Genomic DNA, 12,022 nt, shown 5'->3' with positions numbered 1-12,022 from the left:
TTAACAAATTCATTTACTGGCTTCTTTATTTATAATACTTTGTATTATTGGCTCCCTATGCCCAACCTGCTTTGCTTGTTGAAACTGGATAAACCAGTTTCTTTGTGTTGGGTCCCTTCTTAGGGGACAGCTTCAGCCAGAAATACTACACAGATAAATCTGTGAGGATTTCTAAGGTCTTCAGCTTGTCCTGTTCCCTCAAGAGTTTCGCCAAAATGCTCCGTATTTATATGTAAATTGAAATTAAAAGATGCTCCAAGATAAAATCCTTAGTCCAATTTGTACATAAATGATATGTCACAACACTTAATGAAATCCATGAAACAACTACTTTTATTTTTGGAGATTGAATTTATAGAAATTAAAATGTCTAATTAATTTATTTCATGATTTAGTAACGAATCTAGTTTGGGCTTTTGTTGTTTTAATGAAGTTTGGCTTAAATCTATAAAGTGGGATTTCTGCAACTGTTGAGTTTTAAAGGCCGTAGTATTTAAATCTGTATCCCAAGTTGGATACACACGAAATGCCATTTTACCTTTATGGTTCATGTCGCTTAAAATACCTTTGGTTAAAAGCGTCTTCTTATCAAACACAAACATGCCGTTAAGTTCTTGATCAAAAATGTGAATAATTAAATAGTCACTCATTTTATCAAAATGTATAGGTATATTTTGATGATTTTTATCTTTCTCCCACAGAGTTACAAAATAACCCTTTTTCTTTGGTGTCTTTTTGCCCAATCTACTTTTAATACGATATTGAAACAATTCAAATTCCATCGCTTCATATTCTTGATTCCACTCTTCGACTTGAACTGTATTTACTATTTTAGTTTGATAAATATTTTCCAATTCTTGCAATGGTGTTATTGACTGAAATGATTCAAGATTTTTTGCCATTTGCTTTACCTCAAAAATTTTATTAAGAATTAAAAATAAGCTAAAATAATTATGAATACATATACTTAATAATTCAAGAGGTGGAAAATGTATCCTAATGATATTATTCAAAAAGCAAGTCACAATTTAAGAAGATACGAAGATGCTATCAAAGCAGCTCAAAAAGCACAAAATTTATTACAAAATAATATGTATATACTGGAGCGTTTACCATTAGATGCCTTACAAAGAACATCTCAAGTTATTAACAAAGTATGGCAAAATACAACTGAAGTTATCAAACAATTAGATGAAGAAGCTATAGAAACATTTAAATATTACGAATTACCCATACATTACTCAATGGATCTTGAATTTATTGAGTCTTTAGTTGATAAGTATAAAAATAATGTGAGTACAGAAGAAATAAATAAATATTTTTCTAATTATTTTGATGATTACCTACTAAATAAAATACAAAATCATTGGAACAATTCGGTTTTTTTACATAAAAGAACTAATTTATTTGAACAAGTTATTAGTGGATATCAATATAATCTATACGGCTTAGTGGTAACAACAGTTACTACTCAAATAGAAGGAATTATATCAGATAAACTTGAATTAGATAAAATAGGTAAGTTCAGATTTAATGAAAAACATCTAAATCAAAACTTTAAATATGATACTTTAAAATTAAAAATTATAATTGAAGCAATGTTTTGTGTAATTGGATTTAGTGATAAAATCACTAGAAATTTTTACATCGATAGAGTGGTAAGTAACAAAAATAACGAAAACAATCGCCATTCTATAGCACATGGTGCTATATTTGATCACTTAAGTAACATACACGCAATTAAAGCTATAGTTATATTTGATTCTATTTTGTCACGTTTAGAGGAGTTCAAAACAAAAGAGGAATTAGAAGACATGATTCACCGAGTTGCAAAAAATAAAGTAAATAATTAAGGATTAATTAAAATCAAAAAGCTCTTCTAAGATGCTATAGACGTAAGAAATAGTATATTTGAAATATCGTTAAGAAAAATTTTAAAAAGAAGTAGTAAGATATACTATTAATAATTAAAGAGAGTAAAATGAGCGGTAATGATAATATATTTTGTAAAGTTTGTATGACTACTCTTTCTAATTGGAGAACCAAAAATGAAAATTGTTCAATAAACATATAAATTTCTGACTGTCTTCAACTTGATTTGTATATTCTACAAGAGGTAACCATTCTGCTAAATACGCTCGTGATTGATCTATAAGTTTAAAAAGTGCATCCGCTTCTCTTGCTTCTAATATTTTTAAAGTCACTTCATCGTTTACCTTAAATCCAAACATGCTTTACACCCCATTTACATTATTGTCACACAATTCTGTTAATTATCAACATTTTAACATATGATGTGGATAACTCAAATTACATATCAAACCCCTGATATAACAGTGTTTTAAAGAATATCAATCAAAATCTATCCACAGCCGTGCCAATTATCCACGCCTATAAAAAATCTCCATAATCAATTCATTGTTTACATAAAAATGAATCAACTATGGAGATTGTTAACATTTAATTTGGAAAAGTATCTGGATTAAAACCGCCTTCCCATTTGCTGATAGGCCAATACCTAAACATAACTTTTCCTACAATCTGCTTTTTATCAATTAGCCCAACGTCATATCTACTATCTATACTGTTCTGTCTATTGTCCCCTAATACTAGATACTTATCTTTAGGAATTTTAGCATGCCCTTTAGCACCTTTCAGTGTCTTGGAATTAAAATCTTCTGTTAAATATTTGCTTACTTTATTCTTTTTATTTTCTTTCAAATAAGGCTCTTTTATTTTTTTATCATTTATATACAGTTGATCTTTTTTATATTTAACAGTATCACCAGGTTTACCAATTAACCGTTTAATATAATCTTTTTTAGCAGTAGCGTGAAAAATAATAACATCCCCTGAATCAATGTGATTCAATGTTTTCGAAATTTTACTCACTATAACTTTATCTCTATCTTCAAAAGTGGGATGCATTGATTCTCCCGATACCGTATATGAAGTACCGATAAATACAGTTAGAATGATAGCTATGATAATACCTGTCGCTAAGGTAATAATCCACTCAACTAATTCTTTTCCCATATAAGCTCTCCTCGCATTTATTAATCACTATTCTACAACACCATTTTTTATTTTAATGTGCTGTCCTTTTTGCACTTTGTCGTACTGTTTTTTAGGTAAAACCACAACACGTTTACCTTGTTTAGTATCCACTGTGACGGTATATAATTTTTCTCCATCTTTCATTTGATGCTTCAACTTAAATTAAATTTTCATATGTAAAATCAATTAATTCTATCATTACATAACTTAATTATTTATTTCAATTATATTTACAAAAACTAAACTTTTATTTTTTATTATTAGTTAATCCTCTATAAAAATTCACTATCGCTTCCCTCTTAAATCTAACCTTTCAATGCTGTAAGTTTGGTAGCGTATTTTGTAAGTTTAGATAAAGGCTGGAATATCTTATTGCTCCTAAAATTAAGATATAAGCAATAAGGAGTGATAACATGTCAATTTTACAAGTCGATCATTTATCAAAAATTTATGGTAAGAAGAAGCAATATCAAGCATTGAATGATATTAATTTTTCAGTTGAAAAGGGAGAATTTGTAGCAATTATGGGGCCTTCAGGGTCTGGTAAAACAACATTACTCAATGTTCTAAGTTCGATTGATACAATTTCAAGCGGCTCAGTCATTGTTGACGGTCACAATATTAGTCAATTAAAGAATAAACAACTTGCACAATATCGTAAAAAGTCATTAGGATTTATTTTCCAAGATTACAGTGTATTACCAACACTCACGGTTAAAGAAAACATTATGCTACCTTTATCAGTTCAGCATTACGGCAAAAAAGAAATGGAACAATCTTATCAAGAAGTCACTGAAGCATTAGGTATTCATGACCTGGGAAATAAATACCCAAGTGAAATATCAGGAGGTCAACAACAACGAACAGCCGCTGCCAGAGCATTTGTGCATAAACCGAAGATTATTTTTGCCGACGAACCAACTGGTGCATTAGATTCGAAAAGTGCGAAAGATTTACTCAACCGTCTTGAAGAAATGAATCGTACATTCCAATCAACAATTATTATGGTCACACATGATCCAGTGGCAGCAAGTTTTGCCAAACGTGTCATTATGTTAAAAGACGGACATATTAATTCTGAAATAAACCAAGGAGAAGATTCTAAACAAGATTTTTATCAAAACATTATTCAATTGCAATCTTCTTTAGGTGGTGTAGCGAATGTCATTTAATCAAATTACACTCAAAAATTTAAAAATGAATATAAAACATTATGGTATGTATTTATTTTCATTGTTATTGAGTATCATATTATATTTTAGTTTTACGACATTACAGTTCACTGACAGTATTAATAACGATCAGTCTTTAGCTATTATTCGAAAAGGTGCATCAGTCGGCTCAATATTTTTATTTATTATGATCGTGATTTTCTTAATGTATGCCAACCACCTATTTATTAAAAGACGTACTCAAGAATTTGCATTATTTCAGTTGATAGGTCTTACTAGAAATAATATTTTAAGAATGCTTTGTGTTGAACAAATCGCTATTTTTGTAATAACTGGATTATTGGGCATCGTTTTAGGTATATTTGGTTCTCAATTTTTACTATATATTGCATCTAAGTTAATGCATTTAACAGTAAAATTATCTATTAATTTTGAACCTATGGCTTTAGCATTAACATTATTTTTATTACTCACTGCTTTTATACTTATTTTATTTCAAAGTTATTTATTTTTGAAAAAACGCAGTATATTGGCATTGATGAAAGACCGCCGTCAGACTGAAACTACAAAAGTTAAAATTACATTTTTAGAAGTATTAGGCGGTATATTAGGCATTGTCATGATAGCGTTCGGTTACTATATAGCGACTGAAATGTTTGGTACATTTAAAAAATTAACATTTACTATGACTTCACCGTTTATCATTTTATTTTTAACAGTCGTTGGCGCCTATTTATTTTTCAGAAGTTCTGTATCACTCATTTTTAAATCATTGAAGCATTTCAAAAATGGTCATGTATCTATTACGGATGTCGTGTTCACAGCTTCAATCATGCATAGAATGAAGAAAAATGCAATGTCGCTTACTGTTATTGCAGTGATTTCAGCGATCACGGTAACTGTCCTTTGCTTTGCGACAATAACTCAGGAAAATAGTAATAATACTTTCCAAACAATGTCACCACAAGATTTTGATTTTTCATCCAAAAAACAAGCACAACAATTCAAACAGCAATTAGATAAAAATCATATCGGATATAGCACTAAAACGTATGAGTCTATTTCAGCCGAAACAATAGAAGATAAGGTGATGACGTTAAAAGATGATAGTAAAAGTATGTCTGCCAAAAACGTTTTAGTACCTAATGATCAACTTAAAGGTACCAATGCAATTATTACAAATACTAAAAATACAGCAGGTATGATGCAAATTAATTTAAATAAGACCGTTACTGTCGAAGGTAAACAACAACAAACGTTTAAAGTAACAAAAGAGGATAAAGAAACAATGCTTCCCCTTGATTTGACGACTAATATGCCAGTGATTGAAATTAGCAGGGCCGAATTTAATAAATTGAAGACAAATGACATCATGCAAAATATGTATGGCATCAATATCAAAGATCATACTGATATGAAGAAAGCAGCAGCTATTGCTAAACAGATCAATCCTGAAATTCAACCACGCGATGAAGTTAAAAAACTCTTAGATTCAACCAATGGCATATTAATCTTTGTCACATCATTCCTAGGTTTATCATTCCTTATCGCTGCCGGTTGTATCATTTATATTAAACAAATGGACGAAACCGAAGATGAGATTGATAACTTCCGTATTTTAAAACGAATTGGTTTCACTCAAATGGATATGTTGAAAGGACTCGGATTGAAAATTATCTTTAATTTCGGTTTACCACTTATCATTGCTTTATTACACGCACTTTTTGCAGCAATTGCGTTTATGAAATTGATGGGTAACGTCTCTTACACACCTATTATTGTCGTAATGGTCGTATACTCACTCGTCTATTTCGCATTTGCACTCATTGCTTTCATACATTCAAATCGCATTATTAAAAAAACGATATAAATTAAAGGAGAGATTTATAATGAAATTCAAAGACTTAATCAAACAATCATATGAGGATTTAAAAAATTTAAAAGTGAACTTATTTAATGTGGTGATGCTCACACTTATAATCATAGTATTAAGTAGTGCTATCACGCCGATTGCAGGTATTCCAGTCGGATTATTAGGTGGCGCTTACTTCTTAAAACGCAGAGATGAAAAAAAGGATTTATAATGTAGATATAACAATCGTGTGTGCTCGTTATTCATTGAGTGCACACGATTCTTTGATTTGATCATATTTTATAGCTTGGAATATTTAAATATATAAACATTAGCTACCACTTTACATGTTTGTTATATTGGGATTATTAATACATATTAAGGAGTTTCCTTATGAATCAATATCAAGAGTTTTTAAATCATCCTGATAGTTTTATCTTTATATTGTTTATATTTTATCTTATCGCAAGTTTATTTTTCTTTACTTTAACAGTTTTCATAGGTTTAAAACCTGTTTCTTTTAAAGAAAAAATCATAACAATACTTGTTTTAACACTTATTTTGACACTTACTTTAACGGGTTTGTCCTACGTTATCATTCATTAGTTGTCAGATATTTATGCTACTTGCTATTTAATAAGCGAGTAGCTTTTTTTAAATCAATTTAGCTGTGATTGTATTTATAACTTATATATAATAAAAAAAGCCTATGTCCGCTGAACGGGCGTACATAGACTTAAAAAAAACAAGATTTTTTACCTAACAAACTACTTGTAGTATAACACCATTTTTATAAAATGTATATAACAACTTAATTTAAGCGTAAAAACAATTTGTTCTTACTTTTGATAATTAAACAAATTAAGTTTTTTACAGATGCAAATTATTAAAATAATAATAATTCATATTATATACCCGCTTATCTCAAATCTAATCATTAAGTTACAAAATTTTTGAATTAGATGTCAGATCAAGAGGATAATATGAAGATTGGAATTATATTATATTTCCTAGAAAAATCTAAAATTTTAAAAATATATGAACGATAAATTTAAAATTTTTACCGTATTTTGTAAAGTAGTTATAATGGTGCAATCATTTTATAAAATGCCTTTCTTTAAAATATATATTAATCTTTCATAAAAACAACTTGAGATATTAACAAAATATCCCAAGTTTTATTTAATAACTTATATATTATTTATTTTTCACAAAGATTTTAACATATCCTCAATTTTAATGGAAAATAATTTATAACTACTTAGTATTTAAAATTTCATAGCCAATTACATTTCTATTAATAAATTCTATATGTTTGACCTGTTTGAGCACCTTCAACACTTTTAATAAAAGCATTAGCCACTTTTTCTACAGGAACAGCTGTAAATCCTTTGAAAAATTCTCCATATTTATCTAGAGCTTCTTCCACTACATTAGGGCTTACATTATTAATTCTTAGTCCACGTTTCAATTCAACTGCTGCAGAGGTAACAAAGCCTGCGACACCGCCATTAGCCATCGCTGCAGAAGAACCTAAACGTATAGGATCATCCATCATAATACCAGATGTTAAAGTGAAACTGCCATTTTCATTTAAATAATGTTGTCCAATTAATACAAGATTAATTTGACCTAATAATTTGCTTTGAATTGCTACATTATTATCTTCTAAAGTCATATCAGAAAGCGCTTTGAAAGTTGCGCCACCTGTCGCACTAACAACTGCATCTACATTATCAATATCTTTATACATTTTTTCAATTTCTTCTGGAGAAGTAATATCTAATTGATAATCACCAGACTGACTTCCTACTTCAATGACTTCATGATGATTATCTTTAAGTTTCTTTGATACACTTTTACCTATTGTCCCTGTAGCTCCAACAACAATAATTTTCATTATAATCCTCCTAATTTTTATGAATTAAGTCTAGAATTCTTTAAATGATATATATTTTTAACATAACAAATTATTATATACATAAAAACAGATATTGAACTTTTTAGTCCAATATCTGTCTTATTTATTTAAGAAACTATATCATTTAATGAATTGATTTATTTAAGATTCACCATTATGAATACCTACTTTAGTGATATAACCATTGTTCTCTAAGAATTTAACACTTTTTCCACCAATATTATAATTGTATTCATTTCCTTGAGCAGAGCTAGCAGGTTTTGTATCAGGATTACCATATACTTTAAGCAATTTTGATTTAGATACAACGCCATCTTTTAGATCAAACCATATTCCATCTGCTTTATGTTTACTAGCTAAATAAAATTGTTGATCATATTTTTTTATTGTTTTGTCACTATTTTTACTATTTTCTGTGATTTTATAACCATTGATTGTTAAATTGTCATTTTTAAGTGCATTAATAAAGTTCTTGTCTAAAATAAAATTACTTTGTGAGGATGTGTACCCTTGATAATTCTAATAAGGGTGTGTTGCTGCATGTGCTTCGTTACTTTGTGGTGTTTCTACTGAGGCGCCGATTCCGAATACTGTTCCTACTGCTAACATTGATCCAACAACTGCTTTTGTAGTCTTTTTCATATTCAATCTCTCCTCTTTGTTTTTTGAAATGCAATACAAATGCAAGCGATTACATTATTACACAAAAGTTACAACGTTTCAAATTACACATTCCTTGGTTCTGTATTCTAGATACATCACTCTCAAAAATAATATAAATATTTACATATATAGGAATGGATTATATAATAAGAGTGTAAATTGTTTCTCTATTTAATAGAGAGCAACAAATAAAAAGCACAAGTGCTACCAACACTTGCGCCTATGTAAGCCCGTTAAAAAGACGGTAGCTTTTGAAATTGTCTATTTAGACCATCTAATTGCTAAAGTTGAGATGGTCTATTAATTTTGCTTACTACTAATTAATATTAAGCCAATAATCGTTAAAACGATCATTAATATTTCATAATCAGTCATGTTACTCCTTTCTAGGAGTAACAACCAAAATCATAGGCATCACCCCATTATTATGAGATTAGCCACCATCATTCAACTTGCTTACTTTAAATATTATACAATAATAGATAAAATAAATCTTATAATTTTATTCTATATTTTACGCTCTTAATAACGGTACTTATAACTCTTCATTTCTATTTTTTAAATATTTTAAAAGGTCTCAATCGAATCAAAATTTTCCCATTATGATTACGCTTATCCATTATTACATTAACAATTGATTGTGCACCTTCATTTACTGTACGCATTAAAAAGCCTTTTTGGTTATTATTTAAATCTGTTGTAATACCACCAGGCATGACTCCAAATATTTCAACAGAAATCTTATGTTTCTTAAAATACTTCGCAAATAATTTAATCATTGAATTGAGTGCCGTTTTCGTTGTCATATAACTAAATGGATGGAAAAAATTACTTGGTTTAGTAGGAATAGTTAAATTGAGTATTCTCCCTTTATTGCGTGCTAGGATTGGCGTGAACGACTTAACCATTTCAAAGTTTCCATAAACATTGACCTCTGTCACTGTTTTTAATTCTTCAATATCAACATCTAATGGAGATGCTTCCATATTTCCTGAAATGCCTGCATTATTAATGAGTACATTTAAATCAGCATGGTTATTTTCAACATATTTTGCCGCTTCGTGAATGGTTGTTAAATCATTGAAATCAATTTTGATCCATTCCGCATTAATACCTTTTTGTTGTAACGTCTTTACCGCTTCAGTACCTCTTACTTCATCTCTAGCACCTAATAAAATAGCCCATCCTTTGTTTCCTAATTGTCTCGCCGTTTCAAATCCTAATCCTTTATTCGCACCTGTAATTAATACTTTTTGTGTCATATTAAGTCTCCTTTTTCATGACTTATCTCTTTAAATTTACATTACTACAATATTGCTTTATTAACTAGACACACCTCTTAATATAATAGCTGACAATGATACTTTCATTGTTAAAGAAAAAATTCCCTCAATACAATCATTAATGAGGTTTTTTTGTTACAATTTCATATTTTATTTCTAATTCTCAATATTTTCAGTTAAGGATGTCGCTAGTGTCTTCCCTTGTTCATATCCAGCATCACCAATTTCTTTAATATTTTTTGATGAATAAATATTTTGACCTATACTACCTTTACTGTTTTCGTCAGGTACAATTAAGGTAACGTTACTTTGTTCTTTTAATTTCTCCGCTTCTTCATACACTGAAGGCACTTGACCTAGTTTTTGACTAAGAGGAGCCAGAATAATAATATCTTGATAGTCTGACACTAACATCGCATTTGTTGATGAAACCATACCACCATCAATCCAAGAATCTCCCAATAAATTAATGTGTGGCCAAAGACCCGGAACGGCACCACTAGCTGTCACTGCTTCTTTTAAGCTCACGCCGCTATTCTCATTAAAAGTCGACAACTTGCCTGTCCTTGCATTTATCGCAGTAATTTCAAGTTGATCCGTCCATTTAGCATTACCTAATCTTTGTTGTATTGAATCACTTCGAGTCTCTGGTGAAACATTTGATGGGTAACTATTAATAATATCTCCAAGGTACTGTCCGATTAATTGTTCATTATCCCTACCTTTAATAAATGCTTTAGTCCACAAGTCATATATCGCTGGATCAAGTTGAGCATTATCGGTTTCACTATGATGTGTTGCTAAATCTTGATAATATGCTTGCATGTTTTGATTATTTGCTAAAATCGCTCCAACAAATGAACCTGCAGAACTACCTAATATCTTATCTACTTGATTCATTTTTATACCTGAATCTATTAACCCTGCTAGTACGCCAGCTTCCCAAGCAATGCCTGTAATACCACCGCCGCCTAATACAAGTGCTTTATCCTTACTCATTTTAGACTACCCCCTCGTTATTCCGTCTAAATTACATGTTGTTACTATGATTATATACAATATATTATTTCCCATTATATAAACAGTTAAAAGCATTGTACTTATAGCAGGTAAAATTTTAAATAATAAAGATTCGCACAACAAAAATCATCATAATTTTTAGTTAGTATTACACTTTATTTATAATAAGTTTTATAATTATTTCATATAAAGGGATGTCGTATTTTTAAGGAGGAATAACAATATGCAAAAGCTAAATAATAAGGTAATGATTATTACTGGTGGCGCTCAAGGTATGGGAGAAATGCATGCTAAAAAAGCAATTGAACATGGTGCTAAAGTCGTTATCACTGATATCAATGAGGAAAAAGGAAATGAATTAGCCAAAACTTTAGGCTCTAATGCGCTTTTTATCAAACATGATGTGACTAGTGAGGATGATTGGCATAATGTAATTGAAACTGTTTTAGCAAAATGGAATAAAATTGATGTTCTAGTTAATAATGCAGGTATGACTTATAACAAGCCGTTAGAGTCTTTAACACTAGACGATTATTTGAAGATTGTTAATATTAACCAAGTCTCTGTCTTTTTAGGTATCAAATCAGTAGCTAAGGTAATGAAAGAACAACAAAGTGATGCCATTATCAATATCTCTTCTATTGATGGATTAGTTGGAGGTGCCATTGGTTATACTGATACAAAATTTGCAGTAAGAGGTATGACTAAAGCTGCAGCACATGAATTGTCGCCGTATAATATTCGCGTAAATTCTGTTCACCCAGGTGTTATTAATACACCTATGATTCAACAAAAAGATGTTAAAGAAGCCGTCGATGAATTTGCTAAACAAATACCAATGCGACGTATAGCTGAAGTTGAAGAAGTGTCAAACATGGTTTGTTTCTTAGCATCCGATGAGGCTTCTTACTCTACAGGTTCAGAATTTGTTATAGATGGTGGCATTACAGCGATTTAATTAATATAGATAAAATGTTAATTAAACATAAATACATCTCATACCAACTTGTTAATTTTTAGTTATAAAAATAAATACTGTATCTCAGAAAATATT

Annotated in this window: 15 protein-coding genes; 6 read left to right on the top strand and 9 right to left on the bottom strand. The window is 29.7% G+C overall.

What is annotated here, in order from left to right:
- Window positions 1-374 precede the first annotated feature (374 nt).
- Entirely contained in the window at window positions 375-902 is a 528-nt protein-coding gene (locus tag HMPREF3125_RS02875; protein WP_070451956.1) for a MepB family protein, read from the bottom strand.
- Between the two features lie 87 nt (window positions 903-989).
- On the opposite strand from HMPREF3125_RS02875, the gene HMPREF3125_RS02870 reads away from it, so the two are divergent.
- Window positions 990-1,853, top strand: a complete 864-nt coding sequence (locus tag HMPREF3125_RS02870; RefSeq protein WP_070451800.1) for a hypothetical protein — start codon at window positions 990-992, stop codon at window positions 1,851-1,853.
- A gap of 177 nt (window positions 1,854-2,030) precedes the next feature.
- Here HMPREF3125_RS02870 and HMPREF3125_RS02865 read toward each other — a convergent pair whose 3' ends face one another.
- The 3 genes from HMPREF3125_RS02865 to HMPREF3125_RS12775 all read right to left on the bottom strand — a co-directional run bounded on the left by HMPREF3125_RS02865 (window position 2,031) and on the right by HMPREF3125_RS12775 (window position 3,201).
- Complete coding sequence (locus HMPREF3125_RS02865; protein WP_070451798.1) at window positions 2,031-2,231, bottom strand: hypothetical protein; 201 nt, start codon at window positions 2,229-2,231, stop codon at window positions 2,031-2,033.
- Between the two features lie 229 nt (window positions 2,232-2,460).
- Complete coding sequence (gene lepB / locus HMPREF3125_RS02860; protein ID WP_070451795.1) at window positions 2,461-3,036, bottom strand: signal peptidase I; 576 nt, start codon at window positions 3,034-3,036, stop codon at window positions 2,461-2,463.
- Between the two features lie 27 nt (window positions 3,037-3,063).
- Window positions 3,064-3,201, bottom strand: a complete 138-nt coding sequence (locus tag HMPREF3125_RS12775) for a hypothetical protein (RefSeq protein ID WP_176745274.1) — start codon at window positions 3,199-3,201, stop codon at window positions 3,064-3,066.
- A gap of 269 nt (window positions 3,202-3,470) precedes the next feature.
- Here HMPREF3125_RS12775 and HMPREF3125_RS02855 point away from each other — a divergent pair, with 269 nt between their 5' ends.
- The 4 genes from HMPREF3125_RS02855 (at window position 3,471) to HMPREF3125_RS02840 (ending at window position 6,687) form a co-directional block, all read left to right on the top strand.
- Window positions 3,471-4,229, top strand: coding sequence for an ABC transporter ATP-binding protein (locus HMPREF3125_RS02855; protein WP_070451792.1), 759 nt, complete (start codon window positions 3,471-3,473; stop codon window positions 4,227-4,229).
- Window positions 4,219-6,099, top strand: a complete 1,881-nt coding sequence (locus HMPREF3125_RS02850; RefSeq protein WP_070451789.1) for an FtsX-like permease family protein — start codon at window positions 4,219-4,221, stop codon at window positions 6,097-6,099. Before HMPREF3125_RS02855 ends, HMPREF3125_RS02850 begins: the two co-directional genes overlap by 11 nt.
- Window positions 6,100-6,118: 19 nt before the next feature.
- The gene (locus tag HMPREF3125_RS02845; RefSeq protein WP_017636703.1) at window positions 6,119-6,313 is read left to right on the top strand and encodes a VraH family peptide resistance protein; all 195 of its coding nucleotides are present in this window, start codon (window positions 6,119-6,121) and stop codon (window positions 6,311-6,313) included.
- 161 nt (window positions 6,314-6,474) lie between these two features.
- Entirely contained in the window at window positions 6,475-6,687 is a 213-nt protein-coding gene (locus tag HMPREF3125_RS02840) for a hypothetical protein (RefSeq protein ID WP_070451786.1), read from the top strand.
- A gap of 691 nt (window positions 6,688-7,378) precedes the next feature.
- Here HMPREF3125_RS02840 and HMPREF3125_RS02835 read toward each other — a convergent pair.
- The 5 genes from HMPREF3125_RS02835 to HMPREF3125_RS02820 form a co-directional block, all read right to left on the bottom strand.
- A complete protein-coding gene (locus HMPREF3125_RS02835; protein WP_017636707.1) occupies window positions 7,379-7,981 on the bottom strand; it encodes a short chain dehydrogenase in 603 nt (200 codons plus the stop codon).
- A gap of 162 nt (window positions 7,982-8,143) precedes the next feature.
- Window positions 8,144-8,293 carry a hypothetical protein gene (locus tag HMPREF3125_RS12975; RefSeq protein WP_256278057.1) on the bottom strand — a complete coding sequence of 50 codons (150 nt, stop codon included), beginning with the start codon at window positions 8,291-8,293 and terminating at the stop codon, window positions 8,144-8,146.
- A gap of 228 nt (window positions 8,294-8,521) precedes the next feature.
- Window positions 8,522-8,644 carry a hypothetical protein gene (locus HMPREF3125_RS12970; RefSeq protein ID WP_256278056.1) on the bottom strand — a complete coding sequence of 41 codons (123 nt, stop codon included), beginning with the start codon at window positions 8,642-8,644 and terminating at the stop codon, window positions 8,522-8,524.
- Between the two features lie 572 nt (window positions 8,645-9,216).
- Complete coding sequence (locus tag HMPREF3125_RS02825) at window positions 9,217-9,927, bottom strand: SDR family NAD(P)-dependent oxidoreductase (protein WP_070451783.1); 711 nt, start codon at window positions 9,925-9,927, stop codon at window positions 9,217-9,219.
- A gap of 177 nt (window positions 9,928-10,104) precedes the next feature.
- Window positions 10,105-10,947, bottom strand: a complete 843-nt coding sequence (locus HMPREF3125_RS02820) for a patatin-like phospholipase family protein (protein ID WP_070451781.1) — start codon at window positions 10,945-10,947, stop codon at window positions 10,105-10,107.
- 244 nt (window positions 10,948-11,191) lie between these two features.
- Between HMPREF3125_RS02820 and HMPREF3125_RS02815 the strand changes: the two genes are divergently transcribed.
- Window positions 11,192-11,926, top strand: coding sequence for a glucose 1-dehydrogenase (locus HMPREF3125_RS02815; RefSeq protein ID WP_070451779.1), 735 nt, complete (start codon window positions 11,192-11,194; stop codon window positions 11,924-11,926).
- Window positions 11,927-12,022: the final 96 nt, after the last annotated feature.

This window comes from Staphylococcus sp. HMSC13A10 (assembly GCF_001808005.1).
Classification (GTDB): Bacteria; Bacillota; Bacilli; order Staphylococcales; family Staphylococcaceae; genus Staphylococcus; species Staphylococcus pasteuri.
The sequence above is the reverse complement of the archived record's forward strand: the minus strand, read 5'-3'. Positions and strand labels throughout refer to the sequence as shown.